This is a genomic window from Pseudomonas sp. LBUM1657, assembly GCF_059716075.1.
This window is the reverse complement of the sequence record NZ_CP166799.1, coordinates 1,128,401-1,146,171: the sequence shown is the minus strand read 5'-3', so window position 1 is coordinate 1,146,171 and position 17,771 is coordinate 1,128,401. Positions and strand designations below refer to the sequence as shown.

The following is a 17,771-nucleotide window of genomic DNA, read 5'->3' as shown; positions in this document are numbered from 1 at the left end:
CCGACAGCATCGCTTATTTCCACCAGTACTCGACTTGCAATCCGACGTTCGCACCGTGGCGCGCCGTGCCGAACGCGCCGGTGTCGGACAACGCCGAACCCGCCGCCAATTCATTGGCCGCCCGCTTGGCCGCCTCGTTCCAACTGGCATAGGTGTAATACAGCCGCACCTCCGGGCGTTGCCAGAATTCCGGGCCTTTGGGCGACCAGGTCGGGGCGAAGGTGAATTTGCTCAACTTGCGCGTACCCCCCGTGGCCTCGACCTGATCATGTCCCAGCTCGGTCACCAGTTTGAACTGCTCGGAGATCGCGTAGGCCGGGCGCACGCCCAGGGAAATCCAGTTCTGGTCGCTGCCATCCTGGCGAATGTCTTTCTGGTACACCGCCTCGACTTGCCCGCCAAACCGCGGCGTCACTTGCCAGTCGAAGAACTCCACCACTCGGTAACTTTTGTTGCTGTCGTCCAGCTGCACATTACCGGTATAGCCCAACCCGGTGCCGGGGCCTTCGCCGTACTGAAAGGCCAGTTTGTTCTTGCCGCCCAGAAAGCCCTTTTGCACATGCTGGGCAGTGATCGCCCAACCGCGATGGGCGTCGCGGCTATCGGGCTTGTCGATGTAGCTCAAGCCCACTTCCAGCTCGCCACCAGGGTTGGTGTTGAAGCCGGCCACGTTGAAATCGTGACGGTTGATATAGTCCTTCTGGTACAGGTTGTCCTTGCGCGAGAACGCGTAGCTGTATTTCAGATCGCCGATCAGCACATCCTCGATACCGCCGCCGGTGGCGCTCTGGTTCCAGTAGTAGAAGTCGGAAATGTGGATATCGTTCCGCTTGTAGTAACGCCGCCCGGCCCACAGTGAGCCGCCGTTGAGGCTCGGCAAATTCGACCATTGCGCGTACAGCTGGGGCATGCGAATCGAGCCGTTGTCCTCCTCGAACGTCAGGCTGCGGTCGTACTGGTTATACAGCGACGCCATGCCATCGACGCTCACCACCGAGCCATCGTCCAGGGTGTACACATCCTGGCGCAACTCCAGCTCCGCGTATTGCTCGCATTCGTTGCCCAAGCGGTATTTCGTTTGCGCCCCGGGCAATTGAAAACACGATTGGGAACTGCTGTTGACCGAAGTGCCGACCCCACTGCGCAAGTAACCGCCGAACTCCAGCGCCTGGGCCGACAACGGCAAAACCAGGCAAACACTCGCCGCTACAAGGCTGCGATTTATTGTTGTTTTCAAGAGCCACCCATTATTTTTATTGTGTGATTCCGCAAAATCGGCGCGCAAAACTCCCCCGCGCAGCGTTCTGCGTGTTTTTTGAATCAGTGTTTTTTTGGTTGAGCGTTAGTGGTCGGTCAGGTGCAGAACGAACGACTCATAGGGCCGTAAAAAGACCTGCCGACTTCGCGGCGGACAATCCGGGTAGTTGCTGATCACCAGGCGTTGGCCCATCGCTTCGCTGAGGACTTCATCCGGCAATTCGACTTCACACGGCGTGTTGTAAAAGTTGTTCAGCACCAGCAAACGTTCGCCATGACCTTCACGGACATACGCCCAGATTCGTGTGTGCTCGGGCAGCAGCTGCCGGTAAACGCCGTCGGACATCAACGCTTCACTGCGGCGCAGGGCAATCAGTTGACGGTAGTGATGCAGCACCGAATCCGGGTCATCAAGTTGCGTTGCAACGTTGATCTGCGAGGCGTTGGCCGGCACGCCGATCCAGGGTTCCGCCACGCTGAAACCCGCATTCGGTTCAGCGTTCCAGTGCATCGGCGTACGACCGTTGTCCCGGGACTTCTGCATGATCGCCGCCATGTTGTCGGCGTCGCTTGCACCCGCCTCACGCTTGAGCCGGAAGATGTTCAGCGTCTCGACATCGCGGTACTGATCGATGTGATCGAAGCCGGGATTGGTCATGCCCAGCTCCTCGCCCTGATACACGAATGGCGTGCCCTGGAGGAAGTGCAGCGCCGTGCCGAGCATCTTCGCCGACACCACCCGATGCTCGCCGTCATGGCCAAAACGCGAGACCACGCGAGGCTGATCGTGGTTACACCAGAACAGCGCGTTCCAGCCGCCACCGGCTTGCATGCCGGTCTGCCAGGTGGACAGGATGCGCTTGAGCGCGAGGAAGTCGAAGTCGGCGCGAATCCACTTCTGCAGGTTCGGGTAATCGACCTTCAGGTGATGGAAGTTGAAGGTCATCGACAGTTCTTTCGACTCCGGCCGAGAGTAACGAATGCAATGCTCCAGGCTGGTGGAAGACATCTCGCCGACGTTGATCAGGTCATGACCTTCGAACACTTCGCGGTGCATTTGCTGCAAGTATTCGTGGACGTTCGGGCCGTCGGTGTAGAAGCGCCGACCGTCGCTGTTGTCCTCGGGAAAGTCCGCCGGTTTGGAGATCAGGTTGATCACGTCGAGACGGAAACCACCCACGCCCTTGTCACGCCAGAAACGCATCATCTTGAACACTTCGGCGCGCACCTGGGGGTTGTCCCAATTCAGGTCGGCCTGGGTGTGGTCGAACAGGTGCAAGAAGTACTGGCCGGTCTGCGCTTCATATTCCCAGGCCGAACCGCCGAATTTGGACTCCCAATTATTCGGCTGGTCACGCCAGATGTAGAAATCGCGGTACGGGTTGTCGAGGCTGCTGCGGGCCTGTTGGAACCAGGTGTGTTCGATGGACGTGTGGTTGACCACGATATCGAGCATCAACTTGATCCCGCGCTTGCCGGCCTCGGCGATCAGCAGTTCGCAATCGGCCATGGTCCCGTAACTCGGGTCGATGGCGTAGTAGTCGCTGATGTCGTAACCGTTATCGCGCTGGGGCGAACGCAGGAACGGCGTAATCCACAGGCAATCGACACCTAGCCAGTGCAGATAATCGAGCTTGGCCACGACGCCGAGCAAATCACCTGTGGGGTTGCCGGCGTGGCTGTGAAAACTCTTCGGGTAGATCTGGTAGATCACCGAACGTTGCCAGTCTTGCATGGCGCTATTCCTTCAATAAATAAATGCGGTGACTGTCCTGGCCCCTTCGCGAGCAAGCCCGCTCCCACATTTGGAATGCGGTCAACCTGTGGAAGCGGGCTTGCTCGCGATAGCGATCTGTCAGGCGACCCGATACCCCGGCCGAACAATCTTCATGCTCAACCCGCAGGTCAAAACAAACGGCACGACCATCGCAATGATCATCCCGATCACAAACATCGGGATGAACGACGGAATGATCGAGATGAAACCGGGCAACCCGCCAACCCCGATCGCCGAGGCCTGGACCTTGTTCAGCGACAGGAAGATGCACCCCAGGGCCGAGCCGATCAGGGCCGCGTAGAACGGAAATTTGTAGCGCAGGTTGACCCCGAACATCGCCGGCTCTGTGATGCCGAAGTAAGCGGAAATCGCCGACGTCGAGGCCATGCTTTTGTCTCGCACATTGCGGGTCATGTAGAACACCGCCAGTGCCGCGCTGCCCTGGGCGAGGTTGGACATGACGATCATCGGCCAGATAAAGGTGCCGCCCTGAGTCGAGATCAACTGTAGGTCGACGGCAAGGAACATGTGGTGCATGCCGGTGATGACCAGCGGCGCGTAGAGCAGGCCGAAAATCGCCCCGCCGACCATCGGCGCCAGGTCGAACAGCATGACCACGCCTTCGGTGATCAGAATCCCCAGATGCCGGGTCACCGGACCAATCACGGCCAGCGCCAGCACGCCGGTGACGACGATGGTGGTGATCGGCACCACCAGCAATTGCACGGCGTTCGGCACCCGTGCCCGCAGCCATTTCTCGATGACGCTCATCACGTAGGCCGCCAGCAGGATCGGCAGAATCTGCCCCTGATAACCGACCTTCTCGATCTGGAACAGCCCGAGGATGTCGAAGTACGGCAGGCTTTGCCCGTCCAGCCCGGCCACCGCTTTGCCGTAGTTCCAGGCGTTGAGCAGGTCCGGGTGCACCAGCATCAGGCCGAGCACGATGCCGAGGATTTCGCTGCCGCCAAACCGCTTGGCCGCCGACCAGCCCACCAGTGCCGGGAGGAACACGAACGAGGTGTTGGCCATCAGGTTGATCAGGCTCCAGAGCCCGTCAAGCTTGGGGTAGGCATCCAGCAGGGTCTTGCCCTCGATGAACATGCCTTTGGCGCCGATCAGGTTATTGATGCCCATCAGCAGGCCGGCAATGATCAGCGCGGGAAGGATCGGCATGAACACGTCGGAGAACACCCGCACCAGCCGTTGCATGGCGTTGATCTTGTCGGCGCTTTTTTGTTTAACGTCGGCGATGGTCGAAGCGGCGAGACCGGTTTGTCGACGCAACTCGGCGTAGACCTTTTCCACTTCGCCGGGGCCGATGACCACCTGGAACAAGCCGCCGGTGAAGAACGAGCCTTTGACCAGGTCGATCTGATTCAGCGTGGCGCTGTTGACCAGGCTCGGATCCTTGAGGGCCAGGCGCAGGCGAGTGACGCAATGCGCGGCCTGCTCGAGGTTGTCGCTGCCACCGAGGCTGTGCAGCAGCTCAGTGGCGATGTTCGGATAGTCGTGGCTCATGCTTGTTCTTCCGCTGTAGTTTTTTGTTATTGGCAGCACGCCGAAGCGAAAAGTACTCGTCTGTACGAGTTAAAGCAACAACTCGTACAGACGAGTTTGATTTTGTTTATCCTGAACCCGACCGGCGGCGACATTTCCTACCCCTCCTGCGCATGAAATCCAAAGCCGCATGGACAAACCCCGACCCTGCCCTTAAGGTTCAAAGCCTTGAGTACAGCGCGGCACAGAGCCATCCCATGAGTAAATACAACCAGATCTACAGCGATCTGCTTGCCAGCATTACTACCGAACGTCTGGAACGCGGCGCCCGGTTACCCTCCGAAACCGAATTGATGGAGAGCTACCAGGCCAGTCGCGGCACCGTGCGCAAGGCCATCGAGCAACTTCAGGAGCGCGGTTTCGCCCAGAAAGTCCACGGCAAAGGCACGTTTGTCCTGTCGACCAATCCCATCGAGTTTCAGCTCGGCGGCATCGTCAGCTTCCAGGAGACTTACCCGCGCCTGGGCAACGACGTCAGCACCGACGTGGTCGAGTTCAGCCAGATTCCCCTCGAAGGCCCTCTGCTGGAACACATCAAGGCGGAAGAAGGCAGCCTGATCACGCGGATCAAACGGGTGCGGCGGATCGACGGTAAACGGGTGATCCTCGACATCAACCATTTCGTCAGCGACGTGATTCCCGGCCTGACCCGTGATATCGCCGAACACTCGATCTACGCCTTCATCGAGCAAACCCTGCAATTGCAGATCGCCTATGCCCAACGCACCATCGAAGCGGTGCCCCGGAGCAAGGACGACCAGCAACACCTGGACCTCGACGGGCAGAGCCATGTGATCGTGGTCAGCAACCAGACCTTCCTGCAGGACGGCCGTCAGTTCGAGTACACCGAATCGCGCCATACGCTGGACAAGTTCTACTTCTCGGATGTGGCCCGGCGCTGACATTACAGGTCACTGAACTGCAAATGGGCATAACTATGTAGTGCACATGCCTTGAGTGAATGGGTCATCGTCGACGTCCATTTCTCAAGGATAGAGAGTGCATGAACTCGACCGAATCCCGTCCGTTGCCCAATGCAGCGGACAAGGCAACACTCAAGGCAATCGCCAACAACGTGATTCTGGCCTGCCCGGGCCTGCAAGACATGGCTCACGAGGTCGCCAGCGACCTGCTCAAGCAACACGACATCACCCGTCTCGACCCGGACCACATCTATTTCCACCGATTCAGCGCGGCGCAAAGCAGCGCTAAAACATTCACTGGCTGGGAACACATCCGGGCAACACCCAGCGAATCCACCACCCTGACACAACTGGTGATCCACCGCTTCCGCGCCACCGATCAGGACAACGCCGACCTGCTGGACCTCTATGGGGGCTTCTACACGGCAGGCCCCGAGGCCGGAACCTTCAATGAAACCAATGAAGTTCGCCTGCACGGCAATGACGTCTTGCAGTACTTTTGGACGATCGATTTCAGCACGCTTTACACCGGCAGACTGACTGCCTTCTGGAACGATTCCGGCACCGACTTCCGTACCTTGGCCAAGTGCAATTTCCTCATCAACGCCGTGCAGGCACGGGACAAACGTCAGTTGAGCGATGAGGATTTCCAGTTCGTCACGGATGCCGTCATCGGCCCGATCACCTGGCCTGTCAGTCTGCAGCTGCTGCAAGCTCACCACCCATGCGCTGAAGGTGTCCGAAACCTGGACGTCGCCGGTTATGTTTCCAACAATGCCCTGCGCATCGTTGCGCCCAGGGGCAGACAGATTGTTTACCTGCCCGGTGAAACCGACGCCTTTCAGGTGCTGGAAACCGCAATGGACATGCACGACTGGGTGTTACAGCAGATGAACAAGGAAGATGCGCGCCAGGCTTTCATGACGCACTTTTCCTTGGCAGATCGTCAGGATATCGACGAGAACATCACTGACATCATGAACCGGCTGGTCAGCACCTGGGGCAAATACGACCATCACCTTATCAATCAAAAAAATCAGGCCATTACCGGCGACGCCTTCAGTTGGCTGCGCGATTCGACCAAAACGGCCATGTTCAACGAAGCTCAACTTTCGTTGACCTCCAATGGCGATCTACGCAAAAAGCTCTGGATCGGCTACCTCAGTGCCGGTCTGAAAGTGCTCGGCCCGATGGCCGTCGTCGGCTGGCCGATTGCGTTGCCGGTGGTCGGCGCCAGCATTGTCAGCATGGGTTTGAACATCGATCAGGCGGTCAATGGAAAAACCGCCGAAGAGCGCAAGGCCGGCATCGTTGGCGCAGTGCTCAGCGGCATTGATGTGCTGTTCAACCTGCTCGCCCTGAAAGGCCCGGGCTTACTGGAGGAAATCGGTCCCGACATTGACGCCGCCGAAGCGCAAGAAATGGCCGATCTGAAGGGAAAGACCCTACCGCCCGAAGGCCCCGGACCGACTCCCAGCGAAGTCCCCCTTGAAACTTCGCACAACGCCGCCCCCTCCGAGAAAGTACCGGAAACTTTCAAAATCGAGGTGTCACTCAACGACGACACACTGGTTCGTGAACCGGGCAAGTTCCAAGGTACCTATCGGCTCGCGTCCAACCCTTCCAGCGCGATCAAGCTCAACAACAACGCTTATTACGTGCGCTTTGAAAGCAAACTCAACGGTCGAGGTTACTGGGCAATCATCGACCCGGCCAACCCCGATGCATTCTCGGGTTCGATTCCCGTACGGTTGAGCGCCGAAGGCAAGTGGGAAATCATCCCTCGACTGGGATTGAGGGGCGGCATGGAAGCATTGCCTGTTGCTGGCGTTGACGCGACAAGTGAGCCAATCGTCGAAGAATGGGCGCGAACGCCGGGCGTTCATGTTCCCGGGCTCGACGACCCCGAAATGAGGGCATGGGCACTCGGCGGACCCGACGTCCGCAGCCTGTTTAGAAGGGTGTGGACAATCGGCGGAGTAGATGTCCGCAGTGTGCTCAGGACTGATGTCGACAGCGTAGGCGCCCGCAGTGTGTTCATGTCCGATCTCGACGAAGCAACAGTCTCTTTGAGCGAGTTCGAATTGGCTCAGGAAGAACCTCGCAGAAACCTGGTCGACGATGCAAGCGCCTATTACGAGCTTCATCCACCGACTCCCCGCCAACCGGCAACCTCCACGGTGCGGATCGATACGCCGACCGAGCTGTTCGACAACGCATTCGCGGAAAAACAGGGACTGATCGTCGGCGAGAAACCCGGCAGTATCGGCAGCAAACAGTTCTTGATCGAAAACATGCCCGCCCTGGCCCAACGTGGCGTAAAGACGCTATACGTGCAGGAACTGCTGGCAAACGCCAATCAGCTCGACCTGGACACCTTTGCCCAAACAGGTGAAATGCCCGAAGAGCTGGAAAATTACCTGAAGAAACTCGACATCAAGGCCGGCAACGATCCCGACGGCAAGTTCAATCTGCTGGCGCTGGTCAAAGCCGCCAATGCCCAGCGTATCCGGGTTCAAGCCATCGACATGTCGACGACCTACCGCATCAATGTAGCCCCTTTCCTCAGGGAGCCGAATGACCAAATGGCGAGGAGCTTTTTTGCCAGCCAGGTCATTCAGTTCAATGAAGAATTGAGGGGGCCGGCCAATTGGGTCGCCCTGGTCGATCAGGAAAACATGACAACCTTCCGAGGCTACCGGGGCATCAGCGAACAGACCGATGCCCTGAGCATTCGTATCGATGACGTAATACCGGGTCAGGTACAGCCTATCGGCTCCGATCCCGGTTTTGCGGTGGAGTATGAGGACTATCCCGACTCCCCTGTCTATGAAGTGTCAGCAGTGACCGAGCCTGGCAGTATCCGGGCGCTGATTAAAGGCGACTGGCGTGTGCAGCTGGAAACCCCTTGGGCCTACAGAACCCCGCAAGAACTGAGAACGCTGTTGTCGGAACCGGGAATGTTCACCTTCCAGCGCTACAGAAGCAGCCTGCTGGTGGTTTATCGCAACGCCACTAATCAAATCGCGGACAGCGTCATCCGCTCGACACCCGGCGGCAGGATCAATCTGGATACTCCGCTCCGACCTGCCTACGATTCCATAACAGTGGATAACTTCGAGGAACTGAAACAGGCACTGATAGAAAAAGGTATGAAGCCGATGGGTTGGCCGGAACTGACCGGTGAGGCTGAGGGTGCAGCATCGCTGCTCGAAGGGATTGCGCAGGCGCTTCCTGAAATCCAGCGACCAACCATACCGGACAACTGGCAAGCCAATGAGCTGCTCGAAGGCAAGACGCCCGAACACGAACCCGGAAAGTACCAGGGTATCTATCGTCTCGACGCCAACCCTTCGACCGCCATCATGCTGGATGACACGCCGTATTACGTCGACTTCAAAACGGACGTCAATGGCGTTGGCTACTGGGCCATTATCAATCCGGAAAACCCGACTGCGTTTTCGGGCTCGATACCGGTGCGCCTGAATGCCGAGGGGAATTGGGAAACGGTGTCGAAAGAAGGACTCAAAGGGGGAGGAAAAAAGCTCAGTAAGCCAGGGACCGTCCAGCCCGGCCCCTCCCGCCCCACTTTCAGTCTGCCGTTGCCTTCTACGGCTTATGAGGTGCCGATTGAATTGCGATCGGCGCTGAGAAAAGGAGCGGACGGGTTCGATGATCGCTCGTTGTGGGATATCAGCGACAGCCTCCAGGAGTTCGACCCTCACCGAGACTTCAAGGCCATCAGAAAACGCCTGTACCAGGACGCGGCGCGGTTTTACGAGAACCCTAAACTCCCGCCAAGACCCTCCATACCACCACTGGACCCAGCTTCAACCGACCAGAGCATCATCAAGACGCTTCTCCAGGACGCCCGAGGGCTGGTGATTGGCGAAAGTCATGGTGACATCGGCAGCAAACAGTTTCTGATCGATAACATGGCGCAGTTGGCCAAACAAAACGTCAAAACGCTCTACATGGAACACCTGCTCACCGATTTCCACCAGGCCGGTCTGGATGAGTTTTTCAATACGGGTTCGATGCCAGATTCGCTCGAACAATATTTGAGGGGACTCGATCAGGGACATATCACCGACCCGCTTGAGCGCTATACGTTTTTTGAAGTGGTCAGGACAGCCGGAAACAACCGCATTCGAGTTCAGGCCATCGATTGCATGGCGAGCTACAGGCTCAACGGCATGAGGACTTTCAAGTCTGGAGAACGCGTCTACGACGAGGCACTCAGGCAGAAAATGATGAATTTCTACGCCAGTACAGTTATCCGAACCGACCAGGCAACGCACGGTGCCCACCGATGGGTGGCATTGATGGGTAATTCCCACGCCAATACCTACCGGAATGTCGCGGGAGTCAGCGAGTTGGAGGAAGCAATTGGTTTGCGGATCGAGGATGTCGCCGAGGGTAAATCAACCGGTATCGTGGTCGATCCGGGCAGGACTTACCCAACTGACCAAATGAGGCAGACTTTCGAGCTTGTCAAAAACGACCTTCGCCTCCAGGTCGAGACTCCCTGGATGGCGCAAAAAATGACAGAGATCGAACCCCTGCTGTCCCGCCCCGGCATGTACACCTTGAAACAGGAACCGCACATGACATTTCTGGTACATCGAAGTAACAACAACTCGGTCGTGCGCACCGCCATCGAGACGGACCAGGGTTACTACTACATCAATCGACCGTCCTGGTCCTCCGTCAGTGGCCGACGGTTTCCCAGCATCAAGGCGCTGCTCGGGGCTCTCGATCAAATGGGCATGACACTGGCGGGATGGTCGAAACCGCTGTAACCGGAAAACAAAAAGGCCGTGTGAAATCAGATTTCACACGGCCTGTTTGTTTCGCTAGCGATCAAGCCACAAGGGCTTGCGCGGGATCACTCCCACTCAATGGTCGCTGGCGGCTTGCTCGACACGTCGTAAGTGACGCGGGAGATGCCTTCGATTTCATTGATGATGCGGCCGCTGACGGTTTCCAGCAGTTCGTAAGGCAGGTGTGCCCAACGCGCGGTCATGAAGTCGATGGTTTCCACGGCACGCAGGGCCACGACCCAGGCGTAACGACGGCCATCGCCGACCACGCCAACCGATTTCACCGGCTGGAACACCACGAACGCCTGGCTGACCTTGTGGTACCAGTCGGCCTTGCGCAGTTCTTCGATGAAGATGTGGTCGGCGCGACGCAGCAGGTCGGCGTATTCCTTCTTCACTTCACCGAGGATCCGCACACCCAGGCCCGGGCCCGGGAACGGGTGACGGTAGACCATGTCGTACGGCAGGCCGAGTTCCAGGCCCAGACGACGGACTTCATCCTTGAACAGCTCGCGCAGAGGTTCAACCAGCTTGAGGTTCATTTCTTCCGGCAGGCCACCCACGTTGTGGTGCGACTTGATCACGTGAGCCTTGCCGCTTTTGGCGCCAGCCGACTCGATCACGTCCGGGTAGATAGTGCCCTGGGCGAGGTACTTGATGTTGTCCAGTTTGTTGGACTGGGCATCGAACACATCAATGAAGGTGCGGCCGATGATCTTGCGCTTTTTCTCAGGGTCGCTTTCGCCGGCCAAATTGTCGAGGAACTGGTCTTCGGCATTGGCGCGGATCACTTTGACGCCCATGTTCTCGGCGAACATGGCCATCACTTGCTCGCCTTCGTGCAGACGCAACAGGCCGTTGTCGACGAAGACGCAGGTCAGCTGGTCGCCAATGGCTTTGTGCAGCAGTGCGGCAACCACCGAGGAGTCCACGCCGCCGGACAGGCCGAGCAGTACGTTGTCGGTACCGACCTGGGCACGAACCTGGGCGATGGCGTCTTCAGCGATCTTCGACGGTGTCCACAGCGCTTCGCACTCGCAGATGTCGAGGATGAAGCGCGACAGGATGCGACCGCCCTGCTTGGTGTGGGTCACTTCCGGGTGGAACTGCACGCCGTAGTAGCCACGCGCATCGTCGAACATGCCGGCGATCGGGCAGCTCGGGGTGCTGGCCAGGATGTGGAATTCCTGCGGCATCTTGGTGACCTTGTCACCGTGGCTCATCCATACGTCGAGGCCGAACAGGCCGTCGGCGTCGATGTGGTCTTCGATGCCGTCCAGCAGGCGGCTCTTGCCAACCACGTCGACACGGGCGTAACCGAACTCACGCAGCTCGGAACCTTCTACCTTGCCACCCAGCTGTTCAGCCATGGTCTGCATGCCGTAGCAGATACCGAAGACCGGTACGCCCAGGTCAAAGACGGCTTGCGGTGCGCGTGGGCTATCAGCAACGTGTACCGACTCGGGGCCGCCGGCGAGGATGATCCCTTTCGGTGCGAATTCGCGAATCGCTTCGTCGTCCATGTCGAACGGATGCAGTTCGCAGTACACGCCGATTTCACGCACGCGGCGGGCAATCAGCTGGGTGTACTGGGAACCGAAGTCGAGGATCAGGATGCGGTGAGCGTGAATGTCGAGGGCCATGATTCAGTCTCGTCTAAGTAATTCAGAAACAGTCGTGATTCAGAAACAACTCGGGGCTGAATAAAACAGCCCCGGTTACTTAACTTTTTGCTTGAAGCCTCAACCTACGCGGTAGTTTGGCGCTTCCTTGGTGATCTGTACGTCGTGGACGTGGGACTCGGCCATGCCAGCGCCGGTGATCCGCACGAACTCAGGCTTGGTGCGCATTTCTTCGATGTCAGCACTGCCGGTGTAGCCCATCGAGGAACGCAGGCCGCCCATCAGTTGATGGATGATCGCGCTCAGGCTGCCCTTGTACGGAACACGCCCTTCAATGCCTTCCGGAACCAGCTTCTCGGCACCCGCGGAGGAGTCCTGGAAGTAACGGTCGGAGGAACCTTGGGCCTGGGACATGGCGCCCAGCGAACCCATGCCGCGGTAAGCCTTGTACGAACGACCCTGGAACAGTTCGATCTCGCCCGGCGCTTCTTCAGTGCCGGCGAACATCGAGCCCATCATCACGCAGGAAGCACCGGCAACGATGGCCTTGGACAGGTCACCGGAGAAACGGATGCCGCCGTCAGCGATCAACGGAACGCCGGTGCCTTCAAGGGCTGCGGCGACGTTGGCGATGGCACTGATTTGCGGGACGCCAACACCGGCGACGATACGGGTGGTGCAGATCGAGCCAGGGCCGATACCGACCTTGACGGCGTCGGCGCCCGCTTCAACCAGGGCTTTCGCCGCTGCGCCGGTGGCAATGTTGCCGCCGATGACCTGCACTTGCGGGAAGTTGTCCTTGACCCAGCGAACGCGGTCGATCACACCTTTGGAGTGACCGTGAGCGGTGTCGACCACCACCACGTCAACGCCGGCGTTGACCAGTGCCGTCACACGCTCACCGGTGTCTTTACCGGTGCCGACGGCAGCGCCAACGCGCAGACGACCTTGATCGTCCTTGCTGGCCAGCGGGTAAGCCTTGGCTTTTTCGATGTCGTTGACGGTCATCATGCCTTTGAGGGCAAATTTTTCGTCGACGATCAGCACGCGCTCGATGCGGTGCTTGTGCAGCAGTTCGCGGACATCGTTCTTGTCGGCGCCTTCCTTGACCGTGACCAGACGCTCTTTAGGCGTCATCACTTCACGGACGGTGGCGTCCAGGCGATTTTCGAAACGTACGTCACGGGAAGTGACGATGCCGACCAGGTCGCCATCGTGCAGCACCGGAACGCCGGAGATATTGTGCATGCGGGTCAGTTCGAACAGTTCACGAACCGTGGCGTCAGCCTCGATGGTGATCGGGTCCTTGACCACGCCGGCTTCGTAACGCTTGACCTTGCGGACTTCGGCAGCTTGCTGCTCGATGGTCATGTTCTTGTGGATGATGCCGATGCCACCTTCCTGAGCCATGGCAATTGCCAGACGGGCTTCAGTAACGGTGTCCATGGCGGCAGAAACCAGAGGAATATTCAGCTCGATGCCACGGGTAAGGCGGGTCTTGAGACTGACTTCGTTAGGAAGCACCTCGGAATAACCAGGCACTAGGAGAATGTCGTCGAATGTCAGAGCTTCTTGGCTGATACGCAGCATCGCGGGGGCTCCCGAGCGGGAAAATGGAAGCGCGCCATTATAGTCAGACACCCCCTCGGGTTCAATGTAAAACTCTGTCTATTATTGGTCTTACTGATATACGGGGATTGTCGTCGCTTACAACTCGACTTTCACCCAACTCACCGGCTGGTCCAGCCAATCGGCAAACTCGTCGAGAAAGCTCTGCTTGAACCCGGCCTCGGCCCAGTTATTGAAAATGAATCCGAGGTTGGAAAAGCCGCATTCCTGCAGGAAAAGAAAGCCGTTGATGTCATCTTCATGCCCGCACTCGGGGCAGGTGAAGTTATCGGTGCGCCCCGGCATCCACTCTTCCAGGCTTTCAAACAGCGCTTCGCCGACTTCCTTGCGGCACTCGGCGCAGCCTGCCTCGCTCAGGAAACCCTTGGCCGGCGTATAGATGCAGCGCTTGGTGATGATTTCCAGGCCATTGATCGGCTCGCCAAACGGCAGGGCTTCCGGGTGCAGGACCACCGCACGGGCGCCGTCGCCGATAGCGTGGCCCATGCGATTGCCGGTGCGACCACACGTGGTCAGGTCTTCCTTGATGATGTTCTTGCGCACCAGCCACCGCACAACCGCGCGGGCACGAGGTTCATGCACCGGCAGCGTGGAGATTTTCGGGACGATGATGCTTTGTGAATTCATGGGGTACAGGCCTGAAACGTTTAATGAAGGATCTTCATCGACTGCTTTGGCGGTCTGACGGGCAAACGTCGCGCCAACAAATTATAGGCCGGCCTGCGGAACCGGGCGCGTCCTGATGGGAAGCGAGGAACCTGTGGGAGCGGGCTTGCTCGCGAAGGCGGTCTGACATTCAGAAATGACGTCGACTGACACACCGTCTTCGCGAGCAAGCCCGCGCCCACATGGGTTACGAGCCTGCCGAAGGTATTTTTACAGCTCGACGACAACCGCCTGCGACGCACGGGTGGCCTTGGCGCGAGCGGCTTCGATCGACTCGTCGCGAGCCAGTGCCACGCCCATGCGGCGCTGGCCATTGACCTCAGGTTTACCGAACAGACGCAACGCTGTATCCGGCTCACTCAACGCGGCGCCCAGATTGGCGAAAGCGGTCTGGGTCGACTGTCCTTCCACCAGAATCACCGCCGACGCCGAAGGCCCGAACTGACGAATCAACGGGATCGGCAGGCCGAGAATCGCTCGGGCGTGCAGCGCGAACTGCGACAGGTCCTGGGAAATCAGGGTCACCAGGCCAGTGTCGTGCGGGCGCGGCGACACTTCGCTGAACCACACCTGATCACCTTTGATGAACAGCTCGACGCCAAACAGACCACGGCCACCCAGGGCTTCAGTCACGGCTTTGGCCACGCGTTCGGATTCAGCCAGGGCAACCGGGCTCATGGCTTGTGGCTGCCAGGATTCCTGGTAGTCGCCCTTTTCCTGACGGTGACCGACAGGTGCACAGAACGTCGTGCCGCCAACGTGACGCACGGTCAGCAAGGTGATTTCGTAGTCGAAGTCGATGAAGCCTTCGACGATCACGCGACCTTTACCGGCGCGACCGCCTTCTTGCGCGTATTCCCAGGCGGTCTTCACGTCATCGACGCTGCGCAGCAGGCTCTGGCCTTTGCCCGACGAACTCATGACGGGCTTGACCACACAAGGGAAACCGAGGTCTTCGACGGCTTTGCTGTAAGCCTCGAAGGTGTCGGCGAAGTGGTACGGCGAGGTCGGCAGGTCCAGCTCTTCAGCGGCCAGGCGACGGATACCTTCGCGGTTCATGGTCAGCTGCGCGGCGCGCGCGGTCGGGATCACGGTGAAGCCTTCGGCTTCCAGCTCCACCAGGGTCGCCGTGGCGATGGCTTCGATTTCCGGCACGATGAAGTGCGGTTTCTCGGCTTCGATGACAGCCCGCAGCGCGGCGCCATCGAGCATGTTGATCACATGGCTGCGATGGGCGACTTGCATGGCCGGCGCGTTGGCGTAGCGATCCACGGCAATCACTTCAACGCCCAGGCGTTGCAGCTCGATCACCACTTCCTTGCCCAACTCACCACAGCCACACAGCAATACGCGGGTCGCGGTTGGCGACAATGGAGTTCCGATACGGGTCATCTGAAGGTCCTCAAAGGAGCGGATCATCAAGGGACGCAACGCCTGGCGCGCTTCCCATGGGGAGAAAGCGCGGCATTTTACATGAACCAGAAGGTTTGGCTTCAGCTGACGACAGCCTGCTTGCGCATGCGCCAGGCCATGATCAGCCAGACGGCCGTCACGCCAGCAAACTTCGAGCCCAGGGCTGTGAGAATTACACCCGGCGTCAGGGCATCGATCATGCCGAAGAAAATGAAGGTGTCGAGGGGAATGCTCAGGGCCGAACTTATCCACAGGCGGTCGTGCAATGGGCGTTTGGTGATGCTGAACACCAGCCAGTCGATGCACTCCGACACCGCGAACGCCGTGGCGCTGGCCAACGCGATGGAGGGATCGGACGTGACGTAGGACAGCACCAGCGCCACCAGCATCGCCACGATCGCGCCGTGACCGAAACGGGTTTGCACCATGTCGCGCAGCACGAACACCAGACCACCCCACGCCGACCAGATGATGTCCAGGTGCGGGGCGGTGGAAAAGGCGTAGTTGATCAGCACGACGCTGCTGATGTAAGCGATCAGGAAGAGCATGGGGCGTGGGGATACCTGTCAATTTGGCGCACAGGGTACTTCAGGTATGCGGTCAGACCAAGAAAGGTGGCGGTGTCTGTGATGGCCTCTTCGGGAGCGGGCTTGCTCGCGAAGGCCGCGCCTCAATTATCCGGCGGGGCCCCGATCATCCAAAGAATCCCGCTGGACTTGGCCCGCTCATGACACAACCCCAACACCTTGCGCCGCTCCTCGTTGTCCATCCGGCTCCAACGGGTGATCTCGTCCACCGTGCGCTGACACCCGGTGCAAATATCATCCTCATCCAGCGCGCAAATGCTCACGCAGGGCGAGCGGACCGGTCGTTCGGCGGTGCTCATTCTTCCTGCTCAACCAGATCGCGGGCATAACGCTGCGAGTTATGCACATAGTGGGCGGCGCTGGCTTCCAGCATTTTCTTTTGCGGCTCGGTCAGCTCGCGCACCACTTTGCCGGGCGATCCCATGACCAGCGAACCGTCGGGAATTTCCTTGCCTTCAGCGATCAGCGAATTGGCGCCGATGATGCAGTTCTTGCCGATTTTCGCGCCATTGAGAATCACGACGTTGATACCGATCAGGCTGTAATCGCCCACGGTGCAGCCGTGGAGCATGGCGTTGTGGCCGATGGTCACGCCGGTGCCGATGGTCAGCGGGTAGCCCATGTCGGTGTGCATCACCGTGCCGTCCTGGACGTTGCTGTTCTTGCCGATCAGGATCAGTTCGTTGTCGCCACGCAGCACGGTGTTGAACCAGACGTTGGCGCCCTCTTCCAGTTTGACCTTGCCCACCAGCACGGCGCTGGGTGCGACCCAGCTCTGCGGATGGGTTTCGACGCGGGCGTCGCCCAGACGGTATTTCATCTTTGTTTCCTCAAGGTTCAGGCAGCCGCGGTTTCAGGCCATTTGGGTGATGGCTTCAAATATTGATAAAGCTTTTGGGTGGGTGATGCAGGCTGATATCGGCGTCATAAAGCAGATTGATCAACTCGACAATCATGATCGCCGTCAGGCCCCAGATTTTATACTCGCCATAACGATAGCTCGGAACGTACCAACTGCGGCCCTGATAATCGATGCGGTGGGTGTGTTCGCGTGGGTCCTCGCGGAAGAACTCCAGAGGCACGCTGAACACCGCGGCGATCTCGGCATCGTTGGCCAGGTATTCAACAAAATCCGGAATCACGCCGACATAAGGCGTGACCTTGATGCCGTGCAGGGAGATCAGCGGGCTCAGCGGGCCGATCACTTCGACCAGCCCCGGTGGCAGGCCGATTTCTTCTTCGGCTTCGCGCAGGGCGGTGAAAATCAGGTCAGGGTCTTCGGGGTCGCGCCGCCCACCGGGGAACGCAACTTCGCCGCCATGGGTCGAGAGCCCGCTGGCGCGCAGGGTCAGAACCAGTTCCGGTTCATCACTGCGAGTGATGGGCACCAGTACCGCGGCTTCAGGGAAACGTTTGTCGGTTTCCAGTGTGCGTGGGGTGTGGTTGCTTACTCGATGCAGTAGCTCGTCCAGCATGAGACTTCTCGACTTATTCGCTACCTTGCATCATGCACC

13 protein-coding genes are annotated in these 17,771 nt (G+C 58.8%); 2 read left to right on the top strand and 11 right to left on the bottom strand.

Annotation, left to right across the window (positions count from 1 at the left end; genetic code table 11):
* Positions 1 to 13 precede the first annotated feature (13 nt).
* From ACA055_RS05180 to treP, 3 genes are all read right to left on the bottom strand, one after another.
* Complete coding sequence (locus ACA055_RS05180) at positions 14 to 1,237, bottom strand: maltoporin (protein WP_497682655.1); 1,224 nt, start codon at positions 1,235 to 1,237, stop codon at positions 14 to 16.
* A 105-nt stretch (positions 1,238 to 1,342) separates the two neighbouring features.
* Entirely contained in the window at positions 1,343 to 2,992 is a 1,650-nt protein-coding gene (treC, locus tag ACA055_RS05175) for an alpha,alpha-phosphotrehalase (RefSeq protein ID WP_497682654.1), read from the bottom strand.
* Between the two features lie 120 nt (positions 2,993 to 3,112).
* Complete coding sequence (treP, locus tag ACA055_RS05170; RefSeq protein ID WP_497682653.1) at positions 3,113 to 4,555, bottom strand: PTS system trehalose-specific EIIBC component; 1,443 nt, start codon at positions 4,553 to 4,555, stop codon at positions 3,113 to 3,115.
* A 236-nt stretch (positions 4,556 to 4,791) separates the two neighbouring features.
* On the opposite strand from treP, the gene treR reads away from it, so the two are divergent.
* Positions 4,792 to 5,496: a trehalose operon repressor gene (gene treR, locus ACA055_RS05165; protein ID WP_497682652.1), complete on the top strand. Its 705-nt coding sequence runs from the start codon at positions 4,792 to 4,794 to the stop codon at positions 5,494 to 5,496.
* A 101-nt stretch (positions 5,497 to 5,597) separates the two neighbouring features.
* Entirely contained in the window at positions 5,598 to 10,319 is a 4,722-nt protein-coding gene (locus ACA055_RS05160) for a membrane-targeted effector domain-containing toxin (RefSeq protein ID WP_497682651.1), read from the top strand.
* A gap of 86 nt (positions 10,320 to 10,405) precedes the next feature.
* On the opposite strand, the gene guaA is transcribed toward ACA055_RS05160, so the two are convergent.
* The 8 genes from guaA to ACA055_RS05120 all read right to left on the bottom strand — a co-directional run bounded on the left by guaA (position 10,406) and on the right by ACA055_RS05120 (position 17,732).
* Positions 10,406 to 11,983: a glutamine-hydrolyzing GMP synthase gene (gene guaA, locus ACA055_RS05155; protein ID WP_497682650.1), complete on the bottom strand. Its 1,578-nt coding sequence runs from the start codon at positions 11,981 to 11,983 to the stop codon at positions 10,406 to 10,408.
* 99 nt (positions 11,984 to 12,082) lie between these two features.
* On the bottom strand, positions 12,083 to 13,552 hold the full coding sequence (guaB, locus tag ACA055_RS05150) for an IMP dehydrogenase (RefSeq protein WP_497682649.1): 1,470 nt from the start codon (positions 13,550 to 13,552) through the stop codon (positions 12,083 to 12,085).
* A 117-nt stretch (positions 13,553 to 13,669) separates the two neighbouring features.
* A complete protein-coding gene (locus ACA055_RS05145) occupies positions 13,670 to 14,218 on the bottom strand; it encodes a sugar ABC transporter ATPase (RefSeq protein ID WP_497682648.1) in 549 nt (182 codons plus the stop codon).
* Positions 14,219 to 14,467: 249 nt separating this feature from the next.
* On the bottom strand, positions 14,468 to 15,649 hold the full coding sequence (gene purT, locus ACA055_RS05140) for a formate-dependent phosphoribosylglycinamide formyltransferase (RefSeq protein ID WP_497682647.1): 1,182 nt from the start codon (positions 15,647 to 15,649) through the stop codon (positions 14,468 to 14,470).
* 101 nt (positions 15,650 to 15,750) lie between these two features.
* Complete coding sequence (locus ACA055_RS05135) at positions 15,751 to 16,218, bottom strand: preQ0 transporter (RefSeq protein ID WP_497682646.1); 468 nt, start codon at positions 16,216 to 16,218, stop codon at positions 15,751 to 15,753.
* 122 nt (positions 16,219 to 16,340) lie between these two features.
* On the bottom strand, positions 16,341 to 16,556 hold the full coding sequence (locus ACA055_RS05130) for a DUF1289 domain-containing protein (protein WP_497682645.1): 216 nt from the start codon (positions 16,554 to 16,556) through the stop codon (positions 16,341 to 16,343).
* The gene (locus ACA055_RS05125) at positions 16,553 to 17,077 is read right to left on the bottom strand and encodes a gamma carbonic anhydrase family protein (RefSeq protein WP_497682644.1); all 525 of its coding nucleotides are present in this window, start codon (positions 17,075 to 17,077) and stop codon (positions 16,553 to 16,555) included. The genes ACA055_RS05130 and ACA055_RS05125 overlap by 4 nt, the downstream gene beginning before the upstream one ends.
* 55 nt (positions 17,078 to 17,132) lie before the next feature.
* A complete protein-coding gene (locus tag ACA055_RS05120; RefSeq protein ID WP_461957365.1) occupies positions 17,133 to 17,732 on the bottom strand; it encodes a CoA pyrophosphatase in 600 nt (199 codons plus the stop codon).
* Positions 17,733 to 17,771 lie beyond the last annotated feature (39 nt).